Raw genomic sequence first — 21,945 nt, 5'->3', positions numbered from 1 at the left:
TGGGCTTTTCTTTGTCTGCCCTTTGGTGAACAGCCGTTAGCCAGCCGCCTCGATATAAATGCTTAAATGCACGCTCGATTACGACGGCAAAGGGAATTGGCGGATGAACAAATACATTCTGTTAACAGTACTGGCACTGGTCACGGGCTGCAGTACCGGACCTTATCTGCACCCCGAATCCCGCATCGGCCAGAACGCCCTGCTCTCACGCACCTGCCCCGGCGCGCTCGCAGCCATCAGCGTCGCTCCCACCTCGCCCGCGCTTGACTGGGTGCGCGTGCTGGTGTATGTGGCGCCACCCGGCACACGGAGTTGGCCGGGTAATGTGAAATCAGCCGATACAGAACTTCGCCTGTTTGGCCGTCTCTACAAACCCCGTCAAGGCAATGCAGGTACCCCGCTCTGGGTCAGCGCCGCGTCACCTGAAGTCACCGTACAACTGGCTTCCGGGCAGACTTATCAGGTCAGCGTGGATCGTTTGAAAACCGGGTTCGATCCCAGAGACATCAACAACTCCGACAGCAAGGGCACGCCCCTGGGCAAAGGTGATCTTGACGACTTCACCCTGACCTTCCCGGATATTTTCGTGAACGGTGAGAAAATCCCCATGGCGCCGATTCACTTCAAGAAACGTCAGGAGCGTTATGCGCCGGTGTTGAACTGTTAAGTCGAGCCCGTCATTGCAGCGGCAGCTTGTCCAAGGCGCAGCCACGTTCCACTTTCGGCTCGTCAGCGACAGCGACGCGTGCCCCCGAATCCGCGTTGAAAATACTGATGTGGCACCCGCTCAAGGCTGACGGGTCGTCGACAATCCCGCCCTTGATCACGTAACGCACTCCCGGCGCAAACTCACTGACGAACCCTATCCTGCAGGTGCGGTTGGCATTGGCCCAGCCACGCATGACCAGATGCAGCGGCTTGCCGGCTTCGATCGGAAAGTAACCGGTGGGAGTCGAGGTATTTTTGTACACCGAAACTAACTCCCCACCTTGCACGACTTGCACGGTTCTTCCGAATTTGCAGCCAAGGGTAACCGCCGCGCGGCGCCGACCGGCATGCCTGGCACTGCCAGCAAGTGGAATTGAAGAGGTAGGCCATGGCCAAAGACAATGCGCAGATTCAGCGGGACAAGCGCGCGAAAGAGAAGACGCTGCTGCATCGGGTAAACGGAGGGCGGCGCTTACCAATGGCCCTCCGTCCGATAAATTTGTGCAACCAATTCAAAACTTCGCAAAAGGTGTCTTTTAAGATACAGGCGGTGCTTACCGTAATACACGGCAATGTCATCGGCATAATCAGAACCCATTTCCTTGCCATTAATAACGAAGCCTGTAGGTCCATATCCAGAAGCTACGCAAAAGGTGAACTTGCCAGACTCAATTTTGTGCTCCCCGCTTGGAACATGACACGCCGCATATCTGCAAGCTCTAACAAGGTCGGTGACATCAGAGATTGTTTCAGTGATCTCAATGTCGTCCACGAAGCTTATTCTTTTCCCATCCGTCTTGGCCTTCTGCAACAAGTCATTCAGATGGATCAGCAAAAGCGTTACTGCAGACTCAAACAAAATTCCAGCACTGGAGTTGGAGTTAAAAACCCCGCTATTGAACAAGTCAGCACAGCGCGAGACCGAGGACTGTATGTCCGAAGCCCTCATCCATGCTGCGAAATTTTTTGTGTCTTCAGCCATGTTCGCTCCCTGATCCGGCTCCATGCCGGTCACCCGTAATACCCCATATCAACGAATCACGCCAGCCGGCGAGGGTCCCCTATGCTCACAGCAATTGACTTGTTTTCTGGTTTCGGCGGATGGACCCGCGGAGGGAAAGACGCTGGCCTCAACGTGCTCTGGGCTGCCAACCATTGGCCCGCAGCCGTAGAGTGGCACACCAAGAACAACCCGGAGACGCAGCACGTCTGCCAGGACTTGCACCAGGCTGACTGGTCGCGGGTGCCAAAGCATGACGTGATGCTGGCCTCTCCGTGCTGCCAGGGCCACGCAAAGGCACGCGGTAAGGCCGCCGGCAACCCGCAGCACGACAACTCGCGCTCTACCGCCTGGGCGCCGGTGGCGAACGCAGAGGTGAATCGGCCCGACTTTGCCGTCATCGAAAACGTGCCGGAGTTCATGGACTGGATTCTCTACCCGGCCTGGGCAGATGCGATGAAGCGCCTTGGCTACTCACTGGCGCCGCACATCGTGGACTGCGCCGACCTCGGCGTGCCTCAGCACCGAGTGCGTCTGTTCATGGTGTGCTCCCGCAGCAAGGCTCCGCTTCACCTGCAACTCCAGCAGCACCAGCACGTGCCTGCCAGCGAGATTATCAATTTCAATGCTGGAAAGTGGTCGCCGATCATCAAGCCAGGTCGTTCTGAATCTACGCTTACCCGCGTGAAGAATGGCCGTGAGCGGTTCGGCGAGCGGTTCGTTATGCCCTACTACGGTTCCGGTTCTGGGCTCACTGGCCGCAGCCTGGAGCGCCCCATCGGCACCATCACTACTCTGGACCGATGGGCCGTGGTCGACGGTGACCGGATGCGCATGATCACTGCCAATGAGGCCATGGCCGCGCAGTCTTTCCCGAAGGACACGCAGCGGCCGGACAACCACCGGCTGACCATGCACATGACCGGAAACGCGGTTCCGCCATTGGCTGGTCGTCGAATAATTGAGGCGCTAATGAAAGCTTGCTGATTAGCTAGAGAGCCTTACCGCTTCCGCAAAAGGCTGACCAAATCTAGGCTGGACTTTCCTTAGACCATAAAACTCATGACTTACTGTTCCGTTATTTTTTGTATAACTAAGAGTAGCCTTTCTTAGTTCAGAAATACTTAGCAGCCTTTCAGGCACTTCAATTTCAATTTCCTCACTCGCAAAAACCTCCTTATATATCAAAATTATTTGCTCAGAATCAGAGGCGGAAAATATAACACTCAACGCTCGACATCTGGGTCCGGTATTAATCAGTACAAAAGTAGCGATATTCTCAGGGCCTTTAGTGACCATATACTTAAATTTGAAACCAGTATGCGGCTCACAACTTCTTTCGTTAAGCTGTCTCTCATACTTTGCTGCATCTATCGCAGTGCGTAGCTGTTCCTTCGAAACATCAACCATAGCTGACTGCTGCTGCACTGACGCCCTTAATTCTTTTGCTTGCATCTTCAGCGCCTCTGTCCCTTGCCGAAGTTCTACGCCCTGCTGGAAAAACCCCAGTACGAGCCAGAGAATAGCTAAAGGTCCAAACACACCTGCTAAAAAATCCCCTACTTCATTTAGCGCCATGGTTTGCAGGGATTGAATCCTCTCCCCCACTAACCACCAAACAAAAACCAAATAAACCACTGTTACAACAATACCCACTATCGCCAGAACACGCCCCATTACACATTCGCCTCGAAATTTTTTACTAGTTTACCGCATATAGACGCGAGGACTCCCCATGCCTACAGAAAACAAAACCATCGGCCAGCAGCGCCTGGACCGAGTCATCGCTGCAAACGAATTCCTCAGGGTGATAGCCAACTGCGGCCGGTGCTTCTTTCGTAACAAGGGCGCCGGGCATGATGCATACCTCGCCCTCAATGGCCGTCGCAATATCGTCTGGCTGTTCGATGACTACACCGGGGACCGCATCAACGTTACGAGGCAAGGCCCGTGGGACGGCTTCTCGCACGGCGGCACACTGAAGAGCCTTGTCGGATCTATCGGTTCGTTCGTACTCAGCGGGAAGATGATGCTCTACGGGTATTTCCAGCCCGTGATGGATAACGGCTTCGAGAATCCATGGGGCTATGGCGACGACATCTTGATTGTTCGAGATGAAGGCGTACGCCTGGGCTTGATACGAAAGCCGGAAGATCGAAAGGAGGCAGCATGAAGCGCATCTACCTCAGCGGCCCCATGACCGGCCTGCCCGACCTCAACTTCGCCGCCTTCCACGCCATGACCACCAACTTGCGCGCCGGCGGCCACACCGTCACCAACCCCGCCGAGATCAACCCCAACGGCGGCACTTGGAACGACTGCATGCGCCGCGACATTGTCGCCCTGATGGACTGTGAAACCGTGGCCACCCTGCCCGGCTGGGAGCATTCAAAGGGTGCCCGCTTGGAAGTCCTGATCGCCGAACACCTCGGCATGAAGGTTGTGAATGCCCATGATCTGGTTACATCTCATCCGATAAATATCTAGGCAGATAAATTTTTAATAATAGCGCGCGCGCCCGTTTCTAACTCTTTATATTGAGACGTAATCTCTTTCCCACCTCTAGCTGTTTCCTTTACCAAGTTCAAGTGACGCCTAAGCCTCGGGCTCCCGTCTTCGAAAACAATATAAATCATCTTCTCAAACCATTCGGTAACAGAATCATCCAAATCAGAGGGGCGCGTAGCAAACCTAGAAATGTCTTCATCACTGAGTATTTCACACATATTGTTCCATGCGTAATTCAAGCTTTTCGAGTGCTGCCACCACAGTTCCATTCCAAAATCCTTCATCACCTCGCTTGGATCATCTTCAAGCGACTCGCTATATAAGGAGCTCATCAATTGATCTCGAACAGATATCACAAAGCGCCTGATGAAATCAGAGTCACTAGTCATATCCCTTAGCTCTTTGATCATTCGATACTTTTCTGCATGTTTAAACTGCGTGCGCCATGAATTTAATGCATATACAGCAGTGAGTGCAGCTCCAATTGTAGCTAAGCTTGAAAGAGCTCCAAGGAACGTAATAAAGCTCACCTCACCCGTTTTCGTAAAAATGAAACTAAACACAACTCCAGCGCAAAACAATAAACAACAGTAGCAAAAAATTAAATAACTGTTCGTTCTGCTCATTTCATTTCTGCCATGTTACTAAAGACTGAGAGCTTAACCTACTAACCCCTCCCCCTTCAAAGTCAGCCGCTATAGCGGCAAGGACGAAGTCATGTCTGAAAAAACCTTTTTGATCCAGCCACTGCCCATTGAGCGAGACGCGGCCGGCTGCTGGACCCACCCAGCTTGGCCATCGACTGATGACGAACTGATTCCATACGCCTGGTTCACAGATCGAGGGTTGGAGGTTCGTGAGCGGAACTTTGAGGATGACGCCCCGGATGAATTGCAAGCGGCATGGTTCGCCAGTGGCATCGCGGATTGTACGGCCTGGGCGCCGACACAGCCCGCTGGTGATGGCTGGTTCCTCTTCTCGATCCACGACACCGAAGACGGCCCAGTGTGCGTATGGGTGCGGTATGTGCCGAGCCTGCAGCGAGAAGTCGACGCCATGGCAGTTGGCAAAGATTTCTGCGGTGCGTGCGGTGACGGTTGCGGCTCTTGCCAGGTCGCAGAAGAAAGCCCGCTGGTGACGCCATGATCGCCCCTCTCTGGTTCGCCTACGTGTTCATTTACAAGGGGCCAAGACCATGAATGCACAAGTCCTCGATCCATGCAGCGCCAGCCGGATGATGTGGTTCGACAAGGGTGACCAGCGCGCTCTGTTCGGCGACATCCGCGACGAAGAGCATGTGCTGTGTGATGGCCGGGTGTTGAAGGTTGAGCCCGACGTCATCATGGACTTTCGGCACCTGCCTTTCCCTGATGCCAGCTTCAATATGGTGGTGTTCGATCCACCGCACCTGGTGCGCGCCGGCCGCGAAAGCTGGTTGCGGCTCAAGTACGGAATCCTCACCGATGACTGGAGGGACGATCTCCGCAAAGGCTTCGCAGAGTGCTTCCGGGTGCTGCGACCAGGCCAGTTCCTGATCTTCAAGTGGAACGAAACCCAGATCCGGGTCAGCGAAATTCTGACACTGACCGACGAGCAGCCGCTGTTTGGCCACAAGTCCGGTAAGCGCGAGAAAACGCACTGGATCACGTTCATGAAGGGGTCAAATCCATGAGGCGGTTCTTCCGGCGGAAAGCCGAAGCCTGGCTGATCCTGCTGGCTGCAAAGATCCTGATCGATCGCAACGTCCAGCGCGGCAGTGGTATCCCGCCGCGACAACAACGATATGTGGAGCATGGCCGAAAAGCTCGAAGCCATCGCCCAGCGCATCAGCAAAGGCTACTCCTAACCCCAATCCCCCTACATGCCTGCCGGTGAGCAACTTCAGGGCAACTGGCTGTCGACCCATCTCTCGGCTGCGGACATCGCTTCCGATATCGCCGACTGGTAGTCATCCCACGGGCCATGTAGATCAGCCGCAACCTCGCCCAGTCCGTTAATAGAGGCGGGCTCGATCACGGTGACCGAGCGAGGACTTTTGTCGTTGGGGCGCCGCCACTCGAATTTGAGGAAAAGGATGTGCCCTCGATATTCGTGAGCAATTGGGGCTTCCAGATGATGAGACAAGCGCACGACCGATGGATTAAAGAACGGACTTTCTGTTCTACGCCCTTCTTCCAACCGTAGATACGGGGGCCATACGCCACCACTCCATTCCCCTATATGCCTGCAGGTGAGCATCAAGGCTGTTTCTTGCTCTTCGCCAGCCCACAAACCATCAAAACCAAACCGGGAATCCAAAGGGCTGGCGCAGTGATCGCAATGCCGCAGATTGCCAACGGGATCCCAGTCAAAAACAAAGGGTTTCTAAACGCCTTATCCATTTCGCGCCACCTGCAAGGATTTTTCTCATTAAAGCATAAGTGCCTGCCGGAAAGCGGTGGGCCAACTTCTGCCGCCAGCGCGGCAAGGACACTCCATGTACTCAATAAAACTCACCCTGCTGATGCTGGGCGTCTTGCTGTACGTGTCAGCTACGGTCTGCTGGTTCTTCTGGCTCGGCCCGGTGCTGCTCATGGACGGCGAGACGGCCGACATTCTCTACGCCTTTGCCGGCACCTGCGCCTGGCTGCTGGTCAGCTTCGGCATTGCCATTCACATCATCAAGACAGCGCGGCCCACTGCGGGCAGCGGGAGGTAGGCATGGAAGCGGAGATCCTTTCGGATGAAGAACTTGCTGACTTGACCGGGTACAAGCACCGCGCGCACCAACGCAAGTGGCTTAAAGACCGTAACTGGGTGTACGTCGAGAGCCGCGGCGGACGCCCCTTGGTTGGCCGAATGTTTGCCCGGATGAAGCTGGGCATGGCGACCGCAACTAATGTCGATCCAAATCCGCCGCCGGCGCGCCCGGCTTGGACGCCGGACTTCTCAAGAGTGAATTGATATGCGCCCCCGCAATACAGAGAACAGGGACTTGCCGCCTGGGATGGTAAGGCGCAAGCGCCCACGCAAGAACGGCAAAGTATGGGTCGGGTACTACTATCGCGACGCAACCGGTAAGGAGATCCCCCTCGGCGGCGACCTGGGCAAGGCCAGGCTGAAGTGGGCAGAGCTTGAAGCGAAGGAAAAACCAGCCGACCTAACCACGATGAAGGGAATCTTCGACAGATATGAGCGTGACGTCATTCCGAAAAAGGGCGAGCGCACCCAGAAAGACAACCTGGCCGAGTTAAAACAGCTACGACCCACCTTCGATAGCGCGCCCATCGACTCTATAACCCCTGCCAATATCGCTGGCTACCGTGACGCGCGAACGGCCAAGGTCAGGGCAAACAGGGAAATCGCCCTGCTCTCTCACGTATTCAACATGGCGCGGGAGTGGGGCCTTACCGAACGGGAGAACCCATGCCAGGGGATCAGAAAGAACAAGGAGACACCCCGCGACTATTACGCCAATGCGGTGGTGTGGGATGCGGTCTACGGGATGGCAGAGCCTGAGCTCAAGGAAGCGATGGACCTGGGCTATTTGACCGGCCAGCGACCTGCAGACGTGATCATCATGCGCAGCGACGATACAGAGGGTGATTACTTCTTGGTGACGCAGGGCAAGACAGGCCTAAAACTGCGGATCTCGATGCGCACAGAGGCCGGGGAAAACAGCCTGGGACAATTGATCAGAGAAATTACCGAGAGGAATGCGCACCACTCTTCAAAATACCTGCTGATCAACAAGCACGGTAAGAGGATGACGAAGGGGATGTTGCGCTTGCGCTGGGACAAAGCTCGGGAGAAGGCGCAGCAGAAAGCAATTGACCAAGGGGACCCCTTGCTCGCGGCGAAGATAGGCGGGTTTCAGTTTCGTGACATTCGGCCTAAGGCGGCCTCGGAAATCATCGATATTGGTGACGCAAGCCTCCTGCTCGGACACAGTAAACAGGAGATCACGAAGAGGGTTTACAGGAGGATCGGCGCGACCGCCAAGCCCTCTAAATAGGCAAAGTTTCGGAACTCCTGCCCGAAAGTTTCGGAACGCCTCTTGTTTTCGTCGTTGTGCCAACCAAGCGCCAGAAACGCAAAAGCCCCGCAATCGCGGGGCTTTTGTGTAAATCTTGGCGGGAAACCAGGGATTCGAACCCTGGAGACGCTATTAACGTCCGCCGGTTTTCAAGACTGGCGACTTACCTATTGATTTCAAACAGTTACCCTTAAACGGTTTCCGCATCTGATATGTTTCAGTTGTTCTACAGCCCGCATAAATCAAGGGGCACGTATCAGGTTGCGGAAATGATTTACCCCTCCCCCGGCGTTCTGCCGACCGAACACGAGCTCCCCAAAAAACACAAGCTGCTAAGCTGTTCACTCCACCAGAGGAACGCCGATGCCCAACTCAGACCTGCTCCCCTCCCTTCTGTCCAAGCTCTACGAAAACCAGCTGGCCCTCGAAGCCTCAATCATCGAAATTTCGAATTGGGTAGAACAACGCGGATCCGCCGAAGTCGCAGAAAATGTTCGAGGTGCCCTACACACCATCGACGAAAATGAAGAGTTTATTAAGCTGACCCTGGCTTTACTGATGTCCCCCGACTGATCGTCGGGCGGGCAGGCAGTTCGTCGGCTTGAACCTTCCCATTGCTCGAATCTCGATTACTGTATGGGCATACAGTATTCGGATTGACTCACCATGAACCTCGACGAAGACACCTCAGCGTGGCTTGGCTGCCCAACGCCTCTCGAAATGTACCAACAGCATTGCCTGCTGCTGGAGAATGAGATCCTGGAATTGAACTTGCACTTGCGCAAGGCGCGCGCCGACATCTTCGGCCTGATCAACATGCTTTCGGAGGCCCAGGCGAAGAAAGAGGAGTTCGCCGGGTATCTCAGGCTGCGTGGAGCTGAAGCCGCCGACATGCGAAGGCAGATTGCTGACCTGACCGTCTCGGATAACGTGCATAGGCGGGAAGTTGAACAGCTCAGGAAAAAGCTTAGGCCGGTTGCGGCACCATAAATCTAAACCTGAAATAGGACTGACCTGCAGAAGATCGGATAACACCCACTTGTTAAAAAGGCCCCAACACCCTGACCAGGTGCGGGGGCCTTTTTGTTGGCACTGGAAACCACTTCCCCCTACGATGGTCTACCAATCCCCTATCGTTGGTCTTAAATGCCACTCCCATTCAGTCGTCAAGGAGCTTGCTTGATGAGTAAAAACATTGCCCATCCCGGCGGGCCGCAATATGGCAGCGGTCGGCGCAACGACTCACCCAATGGAATCAAGCTACCGTCCGATTTTCTTACCAATGCTTGGAACCGCGAAATTGACAACATTGGTCGGAACCTGAGCATACCGATGATCCAGCAGCACGTCGCGCGGGCCACGGGGTTCGCTTGGGGGCTGCGCGCGGCTGATTTGGTCAACGAAGACATGCACAAGGCGATGGGCGAAGCTATTGGTCTAGCTGAACAAGCAGCTCTTGTGCGTTTTGAGCGAGGTAGCGATGAGCGCGACTGATTACTTTGATGACGTTAGCCTCCCGGTGCTAATTCGTACACATACCGCCAGCCACCTAGCGCGCATGGCTCGCGCTCCTGACTTATTGACACTTAGCTTTGCGGTGGAGCGTGCGGAGGGTTTTGTAGAAGGTGTAGAAGCCGCTCGGGGACTGACTCCCGCCACGATTGAGGCATTGCTCGTGCTTCTAGACAATGCTGCTAAGGTGCGACGCCAGGAACTGACGCCCTGATTGGACCTGCACAGCCGGGCACGCTCGGGGTTATTGGTATCAACGCAAGTTATCAACCTAAATTTCCATCGACAAACTTGTGATCCTGCGCAGCTCAATCAGGCCTATCAGGTTGATAGGAATGGCTATCAAGCGTCTGAAAATGATTTTTGATTAAGCCCCGTATGATTTGCGAAACAGTTTTATCTTGATCCTTCGCAGCCTTTACCAATCGACTTTTTGTCGACTCATCAATCAGTAGCGTGATCCTTTCATCATTCTTGTGCATTCGGGCTCCATCTGCCACGCCAAAACCGTCTTACAATCCTACAGCTTAAACAGCTATAAAGTTCTTATTATCTGGCTTGAGAGCCAGCACTACCCTCTCTAATAACTCTGTATGCATGCTCACATGATAGACCAGCTATTTTGGCCCGGTCATAAGCCGCTGCCAACTCTCCCGCTCTTTTATCAGCCCGCTGGAGCAGGTCGGAGAGCACCATAGCGGCGCTGATGGCTGACGCGCCTCGATGGGTAGCTCCGGGATCGCCACAGGCAGCAGCGGCAAGCTTACCGGCTTCGATGTGCAACCGCACACCAGCAGTATCAGCGTTACTGGCATCCACAGCTGCAGCCTTATTCTGTTCTCGCGCATAACTTCCCGCCTCGTTCACCGCCACTTGGCGCCGTTGCTCTTCCTCTCGAGCAGCGATCACTGCCCTTTCCTTCGCGATTGCCTGCTCAGCGTCCCGGTCTGCCAGTTGCTTCTCATAACGCCAGTCCTGCACCTGCCACGCCGCGCCGCCGGCGCAAGCCATCAGCACCAAGATCAGCAACGCCAATCCCGCCAGTCTCTGCGCCGGCGTCATGCCAGCACCTGCAGCGCCTTTTCATACAGCGCCTGGCGGTCTACCTGGCCATTGAGCCCGCCATTGATGCGGCGGGTGATCTTCGTGAAATCCTTCTGGTCTGCCAGCGTATTCAGCCCGCGCGTGGACCAAAACCACGCCGCCGACATCGCGGCATGCTGGGGCAACTCCAAAAGCTCAGGTTTGCCGATCAGATCCAGGCCCAGCGCCTCACCGCACGCGACGTAATTCGCCCGGCCGGTGACCTGGATAAGGCCCCGGCCTCGGAACTTGGAGCCGTCACCCTTGACGGTGTTACCCAGATCCGCGCGCCCTTCATATCCGAGCTGCTGCGCCGTCGGCCCCCAAATCTCGCGCACCCACCGCAACTGGCCCGACTCATGTCCGACCTGAGCGATGAATGCAGCCACCCGCGGCATGCCGACAATGGAGTAGCGACCCATCGCAGTGTTTAACGCGGAAACGAAAACGCCGGCTTGGCAACCGGCGTTCGGGAGGATTTGCAGCAACTGCTGCTCGGTGATCGGCATACGTTTCTCCAGGCGAAAAAAAACCGCTCAAGGCGGCTGTGGTGTATTTGCGTTGGTCAGGCTTCGGGCGTTACGGGATCTTCCGCAGGTTGTGCTTCCTGTGGCATCTCCACCGCTGGAGCATCAGGCACCAGAATGTGCAGCGTGATCATGTGCTTCAGGTCGTATGGCTTCCCGTCCTTGGTCACCGTCACGACCAGCACATCGTCATCGAATTGAATGTCCACGTCCGCCCGAGAGTCCACCTGGTTGACGGTGTAGCCCCAACCATCATCCACTGGCGGGAACGGAACCATGCCGAGGCATCCTGTGATGTGATACACGCCAACCGAATCGCGGGATGATCCAACCACCCCGGCGCCATTGGTCACGAAGTCGTAGGTCGCGCCAGTCGCCCCGAGGACATTGATTGCTGCTCTTGCCATGGTCAGATCGCCTTCAAGGTGCCGTCAGCGGCACGCGTGGTGTTGGTGTCGTCATAGATTTTCCGCCACGGCGTGGTAGCGCCGTTCGCCAGAGTGACGCGCGAGTAGAGGCTGCCATCGAGGATGTTCGCTGCGAGCTCACTTTGACGAAATCCTTCTGGATACTTGATCGTTATCAGCGTTGAGTAAGGGGCGGCGGCTGGAACGTCAGCATTGCTGCTGGTCGTCGAGAACTGTGTCTTCTGCACCAGGCTCAAGGCTGTTCCCTGAGGGATTCCGATAGCCACGCCAAGCAGCCCGCCCGCGCCAACCGCCATTACGTTCCCGGCCGCCGTACCAACAGTCGCTGTAGCAGCCGAGCCAAGGCCAAGGCCCGCACGAGCATCCGCTTGGGTTTTTCCTCCGGTACCACCTTGCGAGACTGAGAGCGCCGTTGTTAAACCTGACAAACTGGTGATATCAGTATTTGCACCGGCGCCCGGCAGCTTTTTCCAGGCACGCCATGAAGAAAGCGACTGCGTCCGGAAGTATTTAGAATCTTCATCAAGGGCCAAGAATTCCTGGCCGGCGAATGTTGCATTTGATCCCGGGTGGACGATCAACACCCCCACCTTTCGGGTGCCGAGAATGAGGAAATTCCCCAAGTACTCCCCACCGGCGCGATAGTCATCCGGGTTTACGTCACCCAAATAAGGCATGTTGTCCTTTGCGCCAAGCCCGCCGTAGCCCACAGGCAATAACCGCCCAGGCGTCGTATCCGAAAGGCTTGTCGCGATGTCGGCGGTTATCGAAGTGCCAATCGTGGTGCGACCGGTCCCGCCCTTTGATACGGGCAAAATATCGTAATTGCCAGTGGTGCCCAGCGCTGCCAGCTTCGGCCCGAACTGATTGTTCAGGTTGTTGAAGGCATCCGAGAGCATCTTGTCATAGCCCTGCACCGGCATGATGGCGTAGGCACCACCGCTGACTGACGGGCCTTTGTACGCAGGAATGATCGAAATGATCGTAGCACTCGCGACGTTGCCAACCTCATAAGTGAAGCCATCAGGCCCGATGAACGAATCGCCGTTTCTGCTGCTCGCGGCGAAGTCCACGCCGATTCCAACTACTGTATTGCTGTTAGTTTGAACAGTGACCGAGCCCGCTCTTTGCCAAACCATGTATTTCTCCATGAAAACAATTATCTAACGGCAGCATAAATACTGCCCCAAGACTTGGACATCAGAATCACAAACCCTACCAAAATCATTGTGGCATTGGCTTTGCGAACAATAATGGAAGAAACAATGAATCCGTTCGAAAATCTCCAATATTCTGAAGATAAACCGACACCGTGTTGGCGGCGTAATTGAAACCACAGCTGAGTTTAGAAAACGTATCATTACCCGGAAGATCATATGCAATATTATTGATAAGCATATAATCGCCGGTATTGAATGAGGCAGGTGCTAGATACGTGTAAAGCCATCTGCCGGGCGATGGATTTTCTGCACTGACAAACGTCCATGTAGTGACTACACTTGTGAATTGGGCACAAGGCGTTCCATTGTCAAATAAAAGCTTTGAATTACCATTCCACAACCTCAATCCATATCCTGCAGTCGGCTTTGATTCGTAAGCGGCTAAAAAATAATTTCCAACTCCAGCCGCTTCATTAACAAAGCCAGTCCAATTACCGGGCCCACCAAGAAGCCTGACCCATTGAAAACCGCCGCTTACATCTGGCCTCGCAAAAATTAAAGGGGGTTCAAGCGAGGTGATTGGCGTTGGAAATGCGGCACCTTTAACACCATTCTCCCCATACCTTGCGGAGTACAGTACAACAAGCCTGGAAAACTCAGAGTCGAGTGTTACTACGCCTGAGCTATTGGTAAATGTGAGACCATACGTCATTTCAACCTCACTTATATTTTAATACCAGCAGCCTTTGCGTGCTTATACCAATTCGTCCATTCGGCATATTCCTGTTTGAGAACCAAACCCTGACCCCACCCGATAATACTTGGGCATCAAACTGAGAGTTGCGAGCATTTTGACTACTCGTACTTCCGGACCAGGGCTCGTTGGGCAAGCAAATGGCCGTGTGATTTGAAGGCTCTACTCCTGGGATTGCTATGTACACACTCCGACCTGAACCTGGCACTGAAGAGTCTATAAGCGCCGAGTAAACCACCCTTACAGTGAAAGAGTTTTCATCCAGTTGAAGACCGCCCGCCCCCCCCCAAATCCTTGCTCCATAACTCATTCACTTAAATCTCCGATTTGAACGCGTTTGATGCCGTTAACATCCCAAAACCGCAACGATCGATTCGTCATAATCGAGCGGCCTTGACCAGGAACCACCCCGTTAATCTCAAACGTTCCGTCGAAGAACAACTTCCATCCACTGGTACCCGCCACGTAGTTATTCGACTGGATGTAGTTGCCGATCTTCGCGTTAGTGATGGTTCCGTCCTGGATAAAGGCCGAGCGGATGAAGGTCTGCCCGCCGGTGACCGAGAACGGCGACACCGGCGTGCCGTTGGCCAGGTTCAGCAGCATGAAGGTGTCGGCCCGCACGACGAACTGCGACGACACCCCGGACGGATCGACCTGCAGGCCCAGGCCAAACGATGCGGCGTACTTCTGGCCGCCCGCGGCGGTCTCCATCTTCACAGACCAGATCGTCGACAAATCACCGCTCAAGTCGGCTACAGCCTTGCTCGTGGTCTGAATGGTCGCCTCGTTGGCCCCCACTTTTGCATTGAGCTGAGTGAGGCTTTCCGCCGTAGCCGTGCGATCGGTTGCCGTCACGCGCTCAAGGTTGGTGAGCTTGGCGCCGTTGTCACCGACAGAAGCGTCGAGTGTGGTAAGGCGCTGCGCTGTTGCCTCTTGGGCAGACGATCTAACCGACTCTTCCCGAGCAATAGCCGCCGTACTCGACCAGCCTTTGAGCGCATCGATCTTGGAGCCGTTACCTGAGTCGTCCCTGGTCGCCGCGCGCAGAGCATTTAGCGTCGAGGCCTGCGCAACTACCTTGCCGTCGACGGTCTCGATGTTGGTCTTGTTCAGCTCCACCTGCTGCGCCAAGGCGCCGACAGTGCCGACGGTCTGCCCAACGTCGAGCCAGAAAGCGGGATTCGGCGGTGGGGTGTTTGTCGGCACGTCTGCAGTGGCCTGGTACAGCCTTTGGCCCTGGCGCACGGTGTCGCCCGCGACGTAGGTCTTCTGCGCGTCGTACAGCAGGATGTCGTCGAGCGCGTCGATCTGGTCCTGCAGGCCTTGGATCTTCTCAAGATCACTGAGAACGTCCTGTCCAAGCTCTGTTTTGCCAACCTTCCCGGCCAGAGCCGATAGGTAGGCGGTGACGTCGTTCGACGTTGAGGCTGGCACGTATAGAAACGCGCTTTTGCCGTAGGCGTTCTTGGAGCGGATGAAGTAATAATAGTTGGTGTAGAAGGCCAATCCCGTGTGGGTAAAGCTGAGGCCCTGCCCCAAATAGGTAGCTTCGCCAACTGTCGCCTGAGGCGTTACGCTGAAAAAGTACTCATAAGTTCCGCCATTAAGGCCGTGCAGAACATTGTTCGGGGTTAGCGTGATCGAGGTGATCGAGGATTGAACCGAGCAAGACTCAGGGATTGCCGGACCCTCGATGCTCACGGTAATTGTCGCTTCGCCTGACCGCGCCATAGGCCCGATGGCTGCCACGCTCATCGTGTAAGTGCCGGATGGCAGCGCACTGATCTGGCACTGATTGCTCACAGCCTGGATCGTATGCGATTGCGCCACGCCAGAGCCCTGGCGGACGATGATGGCGTACTCTGAAACGATGCCCTCGGGCGCCTCCCACGAAAGAACGCCCTGCACCACCTCCGCGGTGGTGTCCTGCGTCCAGACTAATCCTGTCGGCGAGCCGAGACCGCCGGACGGAAGATTGATAAACCCTAACGGGTCATACGGCTGCCCGACTGCATCATCAAAAATAGCCGCCTCATACTGCTGGACCTGAACGTTACAGCCCTCGCTGTCGCCCATGGACCAGTTGGTCACGATGAACTCGCCGAGAATGTTGAGCGACGGCAGGTTGACGCGCACCACGCGGCCGGGCCGGCAGTTGTAGCCGGAAAAGTTCATAGGGATGGTTATCACCCCACCCGCCCGCCGGCGCCGCAATTCGATATTCGCCAGGCGTTGCGGCTGGTAAGCATCAGTTACGTAGGAATAAGTAAGCGTTTCCGCCGCCTCACCACCATCTTCCGCAATCCACTCGGCGATGCTGACTTCGGGATAATCCGTTTCGGTCCAAGACTGTGAGGGGTCAATAAAGGTGCCGCGCACGGTATTGATGGCTGAATCATTGGTTGGCTCGGTGCTGCCTCCGATCGTACCGATGACCATGTCTTCTGTGATTTCGAAGTCGTATGGCCCGTAGTAGGCGCCGGCCTGCAGCATCCATCGCCCGCCAACACGGATCAAACGACCTGCACATGCAGCCTCGAGCTTTTGCAGCACCCCAGACTTCAACTCGTCCGCACCGATGACACACGCACTGCGGTATCGCTGACTTACAGATCCATCGGCATTGGTCACAGCCTCGTCACAGACGTTCGCTGCGCTGGCAAATGTCGAAAAAACGATCTCGTCATCTGGAACACTGCACCGATTGCGCAGATACCAGAGGATGTGCAGCGCCGTGTTTGGACTGTAACCGCTGGTGTTGGTGCGCGGATCGAAAACGTCATTGCGACCACGCACGATGAAGCGCACATCAGGAATACCCGACGGGAACTTCACGGAGCTATACATCAGCGACAGCCGTACAAAAGACAAGCCGCGGCCAATCTGAGAGTCTTTCCAGTCGGGGCAGTTCGCCTTCAGAAAAGAATTCACCTGGGTAGGGTTTACGACCAGCTCATAGCTCGCAAAACCAGCAAAAGAGGCGATAGGCTCTTCGCCAAGGTATATGTTTTCGAGTGCATCCACAGCGCCTTCGCACAACACATACACCAGGTGGAGCCATTCACCCTCCGTCTGTGCGCCCCTCTGCTCTTGAGCCCACACCAGTACGCCACCGGTTGCAACCCGACCGAGAATGAAGCGGACAGGCGCTTTCGAAGAGCGAACTGTTTGAGCTGATGGCTCGTTGTCCCGCAAAGGAGACTTGGTGTTCAGCTTTTCCTGCTGTTCTGCCGCATAGAAAGCCAACCCGGCTCCGATAACGGCGCCTACCGGTCCGCCCTGCACAAAGCCAATGACTGCGCCGACGACGACCTGAGCAATTTTCTTAACGCCACCGCTCATTAATCAACCCTCCAGGCAGCCCTCGGCTCGCACTCAATGCGGTGGGCTCCATCCTCGGTTGCCGACCAGTAATCACCCGCCCAAAAGACAGCCATACTTCGGCCGCCAGGGGCGTCATACAGCACCACGTCGCCGCGCTGGATAAATGCCAGCGATACCCTTTGAAAGCAGGCGTCCCAGGCAGCTTCTAGGCTCCCGTGCTTGCGCTTCAGTTGACGCTTGGCACCGGCCTCGGTTTTATATTTGCCGCGATAATCGGAGGCGGGATCGATACCGCATACCGCTTCAGCGCAGTCCGCGGCGAACAGGCAGCAGTCAAATTCGCCCCACGAAAAAGGCCGCCCTTGGGCAGCCTTGATTGTTTCGTTGAGTCGTGTGGTCCAGTCTCGATGCCGCATCGCTAACTCCCGTAGTTGAATGCCGGAGCGTCCTTGCTGGAACCCCAGTAAATCGGCCACTCGGACATTTGCGCGATGGCGTAGAAGAACCGATCGCCCTGGTGCCGGGCGCGGTGGTTTTCGTCAGTGAAGCGCTCGGTGCCGGTGCGGCTCCATTCAGCCATTCGGTCTACCACTGGAACCGTGATGCTGTTGCCTTCCTGGCCAGTGCCGGCGAACGAGAATTTTGCGGCGTCCATACGCCCAGAGAACAAAATATCAGCGGCGTAGTTGCCAGCCTCATCGAACACGATGAACAGGACCTTGGCCGCCCTCCCCCGACAGCCACGGATATTTGTCTCGGACAGGATGTAGGCGTCGAGGCCGCTCAGAGTCAAATCTACCGACATAGGCGAACCTGAATTGTCGCTTTCCTGCGACTGGCTGACCTGGCCGAAGTCGCCGACACCCTCGTAGGTGATCCCATCCACCACCAGTTGGCCGGTTCCGGTGTGCGCAAACACCATGCCGTCTACGAAGTCCAGCTGGACCGCGTACACAGGCATAAACTTGCCGGTGGCGATGATATTCACCACGCTCTGACTGAATGGAAAGGCAGACGGCATTAGAAGGCCTCCCTGAATTGCAGCGTGCAATTCGAAACGATTGGCTGAATGGTTACCTGGTGGGTGTCGTCAACACGCCGCATCTCCGAATAAGGGTTTCGGTACTCAACTGCCGTGCCGGGAGTCAACGTTTTCCGAATGCGCTTATTGAGCGAAACGGTGACCTGCCCTTGTGCATTTGAAGTTGCGGTTTGCACGGCTTCAAACATCTCGCCGTTTATTGTCAGATAGTCACCAAGCGAAAAAACCCTCGCATTGGGTGTTACCCCGCCAATGACGACAGCCATGGCTTGAGCGATGCCAGATACAACAACGGGTGCCCCGATATTGTCACTGCGAGTACGCGTGATTGCTGGGATTTTGACCGTGCCGAACATCCCATTCAGGCGCCCGAGGAGCGCCGTTAGCTCCCTCTCGTCCTCATCAAAGAGTACTCCAAATGTCAGAGTGCAGACCCAGTAGGCGCCAGGATACCCAACAATCTGCTGGGCATTGGATAGCGTCGACGTAAACGCCCTGTTGTTGTAGGTCATCCCCCACGCCGTCTCACTGGGCTCTAACAGTACAGGCCAATCAAGAGCCATGGTTTCTCCTACAGCCGCTTAACGGCGCGCGATCATTTGGCGGGCAGGCCCGTTCTGTTTGAAGTCGTTGAGCACCAACTGGTACCCAGCTTGGGCTCCATCTTGCGCAGCACGCTTGAGCTCATCCCTGGAAACACCATTCGCATCCCCACTGAAATGAAAGTGCTGCGTCACGCCTGCGAGACTTGTGGTCGTTGTGGAAGAGTCGGACTGCGACGTGCCTCCGACCATTCGCACGCCAAGAGACCCGTCAGAGGCGCGAGTCAAAGGCATGATTGCCTCCGGCCCGGCCTCGGCGAAGATTCCAGCGCCCTTAGCGAAAGCGAAGGTCTGTGGCGTGTCGTAAACCCCGCCGGAATAAGAGGATAGACTTGCAGAGTTGTAAACGCCGCCTTTGGCGTTGGCCACCATAGCGCCCTCGCTAAAACCAGTCATGGTTCCCTGCCCTAACGCCTGGCTACCACCAGAGAGAAAGCCGAACGCACTACTCAAGAACCCGGCGGCAGCCTGGCGAACCTGAATTCGGATGAGATCCGAAATAATAGAGTCAGCCATGTCCTTAAACGACAACTTGCCTGTTTTGACGAAGTTTACGATGCCGTCTTCCATGCCGGTGAAGGCGCTGGTGAACATCTGCTTGGTTTGACCAGCTACGTCAGCAGCCTGAGCGACGTAGTCCTCGAACGCATCCGAGGCGCCATTGACCCAGTTTGACTGCGCAGCATCAAGTTGAGCGTAGTAATTTTGTTGAGCTGCGAGGCGCTTACCGAGTTCATCCTCGAGAACCTTGGTTTCGCTCGCATAAAGCTCCGGTGAAATTTCCCCGCTATTACGCTGCTTGACCAACTCATTTACGTCAGCGGCGTACTTCTGACGAAGAGCCAAGTCAGCCCGCATCCGGTCGCGGGCCTTGTCGCCCATCCCCACGCCCGCCAGCTCCTGCTCAAACCCGTCCTTCGTGGTTTGGGTTGTCAGCGCCTGGGCATTCTTGAACGCCGTCAGCTTCAGGTCGTCCTCGTTGGCCTTCTTCAGTTTGTTCAGCGTATCCAACTCAGCGGCCATGCCCTGGAGCTTTTTCTTCTGCGCTTCGCTCAGCTTGCCGAGCTTCCCTTCCTGGAGCTCGAAGGAAAGCTTCATCACCTCCGTTGCTTCGTTCTGCTTGTTGCCGGTGGTGTTGATCAGTTCGATCTGGCGCTTGTAGCCTTCCTCGGCAGTGGCGAAATCCTTGACCTGCTTCTTTGCTGCCGACTCCTCCGAGCTGGCATTCTTCTGCTTGGCCTTAGTCGCATCCGCATCGGCTTTCTTTTGGTCATCAATAGCCTTGGCCCGAGCGCGAATCGACGCGGCGAGAGCGCTTTGGGTATCGATGTTTTCTTTCAGAATTACGCGCTCAGCAGCTTCAGCAGCAGTCTTGTCCTGCAAGGTGCCAAGCTGTTTTTCAAGCTGCTCAAGATATTTCTCGCCGGCGGCCGTAGCGGCAGCAGCGGCAGCGGCGTTCTTGCCAAGCCCGTCTGCCGACTTATTGTTCTCCGCTGAGAATGCAGAGAGCGCAGATTGATTTGCCGCTAGGGTGGCGGTGAGCTTTTCAACATCGCCTGCGCTCTCCTCGATCCCTTGCGCCATGGACTCGGAAACCACGGCGGGAAAGGCTCGAACTTTGTTCGCGACACTGGCCCAGTCAACTGCTACTCCGCTGGCCGAATCCTTCGAGGCCTTCTTGACGATATCCAGGGCAGCCTGGGCATCCTTTGATAAGCTGACGAAACCGGCAGCAAGACCGGAATCCTGGCCAGCTGCACCAGCATTACGAAGACTGCTTTCGAATTTGTCCGCAATCGCGCCGGAAGATTCTTCGACCTTGCGCTGGGTCTTTTCGATTTCGGAGCGTAGCTCTCGCAGGGTGACGGCCTGAGTTGCCCGTCCAAGCTCGTTGAATTTCTTGATCAGCACATCAAGTGGCGCTGACAGGTCTCCCAGCTTTTTCTCAAGAAAACCAGTGTTGTCGCGAAGAGTAAGAAACGCCGTCGCCGCGCCTATTGCCAGCATTGCTACACCGGCCGGGCCGCCAAGAACGCCGAGCAAAGTCGTTGACGCGCTTCTCACGCCTGCTTGAGCGGTGGCAACTGCGTTCGTTGCGCGCGCCTCAACCGCTCGGGCTTCCGCCAGTTGCAGAGACATCTGTGTTTGAACCGCAGTGCCGCGGGCCGCAATAGCCTCTTTCTCCGCCAAGAAAACAGTGGTCTGCGCTTTCTGTTGCTCCGCTTGCGCAACGAGCAATACAGATGCGGCCTGGGCTTTCCTCGCAGCAGCGTCCTGAATAGCTGACTTGACCGCCACCGCCGCGTTTCCAGCAGCCGCACGACCGTAGCCAGCTAAGGCCCCAATAGCTGCGAGAATCGCAACGTCTGCGAGCGTTTCAAAGTTTTCGCCAACAACTCCAATGCCGCTTGCCAGAATGCCCGTGGCATCTGTGGTTTCGTTCAGCTTCCCGACGTAAGTGGTGAAAGCGTTTTGCAGGTTTTGCACCGCGTCTCGTACAGCGACACTCATTCCGTCCGCAAGAATCCCGTTTGCTTCCGCAGTCTTTTGCAGGCCTGCAGTCAGGGTATCCAAGCTAAGCTTGCCTTGTGCGCCAAGGCTGCGGATTTCTTCGGCCGACTTTCCGGTCGATTTGGCGACGGTGTCCACTACCGTAGGCATCGCGGCAAGTATTGATTGCCATCCGTCAGCCTCAACCTTTCCGGTCTGAAGCGCCTTCGAATAAGCATCGATAGCCGAGCTGGCTTTATCTGCCGACGCTGAGTTGGTGACCAGTAGAAAGCTGAAACTATCCATTACGTCCAGCGCCTGGCTGGTGTTGTAGCCCATGGATTTGAGGCTTTCCGAAGTTCGGATGTATAGCTCTTGCGCTTCAGCGAGAGGCCGATAAGTGCGCTTCGCAGTCTCCAACAGACGCTGTTGCACCTGCTCGTATTCGCCGACACTGCTGGTTGCCATGCCTATACGGTCGGACATCTGGCCGTATGAGTCGGCGGCCTCAATGATCTTACCGATACCGGCAGCTCCGATCGCTGCCGCCAACGCAGTCTTGATCAGTCCGGATGCGTTCTGGGCTCGCTCTCCAGCGCGATCAAAAGCGGTATCAACTTGCCCCAGACTTTTGTCGATCTTGCTGGAAGCTTGGCCAACGCTGGAATCTGCACGGGCCATTTCTTGGCGAAGTTGCGCCGTAGTGGCCTCGATGCGGACAAGCATTCCCTGTACGTCGGTATCGGCCATGCTTTTCTCCAGGCATAAAAAAACCCGCCGGGGCGGGTG

26 protein-coding genes and 1 tRNA gene are annotated in these 21,945 nt (G+C 55.7%); 12 read left to right on the top strand and 15 right to left on the bottom strand.

Features of this window, described 5'->3' with window-relative positions:
- Positions 1-103: 103 nt before the first annotated feature.
- Positions 104-667, top strand: a complete 564-nt coding sequence (locus ATI14_RS19995; protein ID WP_016970630.1) for a hypothetical protein — start codon at positions 104-106, stop codon at positions 665-667.
- A 10-nt stretch (positions 668-677) separates the two neighbouring features.
- Here the strand turns inward: ATI14_RS19995 and ATI14_RS19990 are convergent, their stop codons facing one another.
- Positions 678-971: a hypothetical protein gene (locus tag ATI14_RS19990; protein WP_016970629.1), complete on the bottom strand. Its 294-nt coding sequence runs from the start codon at positions 969-971 to the stop codon at positions 678-680.
- 209 nt (positions 972-1,180) lie between these two features.
- On the bottom strand, positions 1,181-1,690 hold the full coding sequence (locus ATI14_RS19985; RefSeq protein ID WP_100217151.1) for a hypothetical protein: 510 nt from the start codon (positions 1,688-1,690) through the stop codon (positions 1,181-1,183).
- Positions 1,691-1,771: 81 nt separating this feature from the next.
- On the opposite strand from ATI14_RS19985, the gene ATI14_RS19980 reads away from it, so the two are divergent.
- Positions 1,772-2,695, top strand: coding sequence for a DNA cytosine methyltransferase (locus ATI14_RS19980; RefSeq protein WP_080520045.1), 924 nt, complete (start codon positions 1,772-1,774; stop codon positions 2,693-2,695).
- Here ATI14_RS19980 and ATI14_RS19975 read toward each other — a convergent pair whose 3' ends face one another.
- Positions 2,696-3,385 (bottom strand): hypothetical protein, encoded by a 690-nt coding sequence (locus ATI14_RS19975; protein WP_016970626.1) that lies wholly within the window; start codon positions 3,383-3,385, stop codon positions 2,696-2,698.
- A gap of 58 nt (positions 3,386-3,443) precedes the next feature.
- Here ATI14_RS19975 and ATI14_RS19970 point away from each other — a divergent pair, with 58 nt between their 5' ends.
- Positions 3,444-3,881 (top strand): hypothetical protein, encoded by a 438-nt coding sequence (locus tag ATI14_RS19970; protein WP_016970625.1) that lies wholly within the window; start codon positions 3,444-3,446, stop codon positions 3,879-3,881.
- Positions 3,878-4,195 (top strand): DUF4406 domain-containing protein, encoded by a 318-nt coding sequence (locus tag ATI14_RS19965; protein ID WP_016970624.1) that lies wholly within the window; start codon positions 3,878-3,880, stop codon positions 4,193-4,195. Before ATI14_RS19970 ends, ATI14_RS19965 begins: the two co-directional genes overlap by 4 nt.
- Here the strand turns inward: ATI14_RS19965 and ATI14_RS19960 are convergent.
- A complete protein-coding gene (locus ATI14_RS19960) occupies positions 4,192-4,842 on the bottom strand; it encodes a hypothetical protein (protein ID WP_130886751.1) in 651 nt (216 codons plus the stop codon). The genes ATI14_RS19965 and ATI14_RS19960 overlap by 4 nt on opposite strands.
- A 91-nt stretch (positions 4,843-4,933) precedes the next feature.
- Between ATI14_RS19960 and ATI14_RS19955 the strand changes: the two genes are divergently transcribed.
- From ATI14_RS19955 to ATI14_RS19930, 5 genes are all read left to right on the top strand, one after another.
- Entirely contained in the window at positions 4,934-5,362 is a 429-nt protein-coding gene (locus ATI14_RS19955; RefSeq protein WP_016970622.1) for a hypothetical protein, read from the top strand.
- A gap of 49 nt (positions 5,363-5,411) precedes the next feature.
- The gene (locus ATI14_RS19950) at positions 5,412-5,888 is read left to right on the top strand and encodes a class I SAM-dependent methyltransferase (protein WP_016970621.1); all 477 of its coding nucleotides are present in this window, start codon (positions 5,412-5,414) and stop codon (positions 5,886-5,888) included.
- Positions 5,889-6,692: 804 nt separating this feature from the next.
- Positions 6,693-6,914, top strand: a complete 222-nt coding sequence (locus tag ATI14_RS19940) for a hypothetical protein (protein ID WP_016970617.1) — start codon at positions 6,693-6,695, stop codon at positions 6,912-6,914.
- Between the two features lie 2 nt (positions 6,915-6,916).
- Positions 6,917-7,159 carry a DUF4224 domain-containing protein gene (locus ATI14_RS19935; RefSeq protein ID WP_016970616.1) on the top strand — a complete coding sequence of 81 codons (243 nt, stop codon included), beginning with the start codon at positions 6,917-6,919 and terminating at the stop codon, positions 7,157-7,159.
- Position 7,160: 1 nt separating this feature from the next.
- Positions 7,161-8,210 (top strand): tyrosine-type recombinase/integrase, encoded by a 1,050-nt coding sequence (locus tag ATI14_RS19930; protein WP_016970615.1) that lies wholly within the window; start codon positions 7,161-7,163, stop codon positions 8,208-8,210.
- Between the two features lie 116 nt (positions 8,211-8,326).
- Here the strand turns inward: ATI14_RS19930 and ATI14_RS19925 are convergent.
- A tRNA-Ser gene (locus tag ATI14_RS19925) sits at positions 8,327-8,421 on the bottom strand.
- 173 nt (positions 8,422-8,594) lie between these two features.
- Here ATI14_RS19925 and ATI14_RS19920 point away from each other — a divergent pair.
- From ATI14_RS19920 to ATI14_RS19910, 3 genes are all read left to right on the top strand, one after another.
- Positions 8,595-8,804, top strand: a complete 210-nt coding sequence (locus ATI14_RS19920; RefSeq protein ID WP_080520046.1) for a hypothetical protein — start codon at positions 8,595-8,597, stop codon at positions 8,802-8,804.
- Between the two features lie 93 nt (positions 8,805-8,897).
- The gene (locus ATI14_RS19915) at positions 8,898-9,221 is read left to right on the top strand and encodes a hypothetical protein (RefSeq protein WP_080520047.1); all 324 of its coding nucleotides are present in this window, start codon (positions 8,898-8,900) and stop codon (positions 9,219-9,221) included.
- Between the two features lie 192 nt (positions 9,222-9,413).
- Entirely contained in the window at positions 9,414-9,725 is a 312-nt protein-coding gene (locus tag ATI14_RS19910) for a hypothetical protein (RefSeq protein ID WP_080520048.1), read from the top strand.
- 567 nt (positions 9,726-10,292) lie between these two features.
- Here ATI14_RS19910 and ATI14_RS19900 read toward each other — a convergent pair.
- The 10 genes from ATI14_RS19900 to ATI14_RS19855 all read right to left on the bottom strand — a co-directional run bounded on the left by ATI14_RS19900 (position 10,293) and on the right by ATI14_RS19855 (position 21,906).
- Positions 10,293-10,805 (bottom strand): DUF2514 family protein, encoded by a 513-nt coding sequence (locus ATI14_RS19900; protein WP_080520050.1) that lies wholly within the window; start codon positions 10,803-10,805, stop codon positions 10,293-10,295.
- Entirely contained in the window at positions 10,802-11,335 is a 534-nt protein-coding gene (locus ATI14_RS19895; RefSeq protein WP_080520051.1) for a glycoside hydrolase family 19 protein, read from the bottom strand. The genes ATI14_RS19900 and ATI14_RS19895 overlap by 4 nt, the downstream gene beginning before the upstream one ends.
- 56 nt (positions 11,336-11,391) lie before the next feature.
- A complete protein-coding gene (locus tag ATI14_RS19890; protein WP_100831507.1) occupies positions 11,392-11,760 on the bottom strand; it encodes a phage tail protein in 369 nt (122 codons plus the stop codon).
- A gap of 2 nt (positions 11,761-11,762) precedes the next feature.
- Positions 11,763-12,920: a pyocin knob domain-containing protein gene (locus tag ATI14_RS19885; protein ID WP_080520053.1), complete on the bottom strand. Its 1,158-nt coding sequence runs from the start codon at positions 12,918-12,920 to the stop codon at positions 11,763-11,765.
- Between the two features lie 85 nt (positions 12,921-13,005).
- Positions 13,006-13,653, bottom strand: a complete 648-nt coding sequence (locus tag ATI14_RS19880) for a hypothetical protein (RefSeq protein ID WP_080520054.1) — start codon at positions 13,651-13,653, stop codon at positions 13,006-13,008.
- Positions 13,654-14,001: 348 nt separating this feature from the next.
- Positions 14,002-17,040: a phage tail tip fiber protein gene (locus ATI14_RS19875; protein WP_100831506.1), complete on the bottom strand. Its 3,039-nt coding sequence runs from the start codon at positions 17,038-17,040 to the stop codon at positions 14,002-14,004.
- A complete protein-coding gene (locus tag ATI14_RS19870; protein WP_080519877.1) occupies positions 17,040-17,438 on the bottom strand; it encodes a DUF6950 family protein in 399 nt (132 codons plus the stop codon). Before ATI14_RS19870 ends, ATI14_RS19875 begins: the two co-directional genes overlap by 1 nt.
- Before the next feature lie 2 nt (positions 17,439-17,440).
- Positions 17,441-18,043, bottom strand: a complete 603-nt coding sequence (locus tag ATI14_RS19865) for a hypothetical protein (RefSeq protein WP_080519876.1) — start codon at positions 18,041-18,043, stop codon at positions 17,441-17,443.
- On the bottom strand, positions 18,043-18,627 hold the full coding sequence (locus tag ATI14_RS19860) for a hypothetical protein (protein ID WP_080519875.1): 585 nt from the start codon (positions 18,625-18,627) through the stop codon (positions 18,043-18,045). The genes ATI14_RS19865 and ATI14_RS19860 overlap by 1 nt, the downstream gene beginning before the upstream one ends.
- Positions 18,628-18,645: 18 nt before the next feature.
- Positions 18,646-21,906: a phage tail tape measure protein gene (locus ATI14_RS19855; RefSeq protein ID WP_080519874.1), complete on the bottom strand. Its 3,261-nt coding sequence runs from the start codon at positions 21,904-21,906 to the stop codon at positions 18,646-18,648.
- Between the last annotated feature and the right edge of the window lie 39 nt (positions 21,907-21,945).

The organism is Pseudomonas tolaasii NCPPB 2192, from assembly GCF_002813445.1.
Lineage (GTDB): Bacteria > Pseudomonadota > Gammaproteobacteria > Pseudomonadales > Pseudomonadaceae > Aquipseudomonas > Aquipseudomonas tolaasii.
The sequence above is the reverse complement of the archived record's forward strand: the minus strand, read 5'-3'. Positions and strand labels throughout refer to the sequence as shown.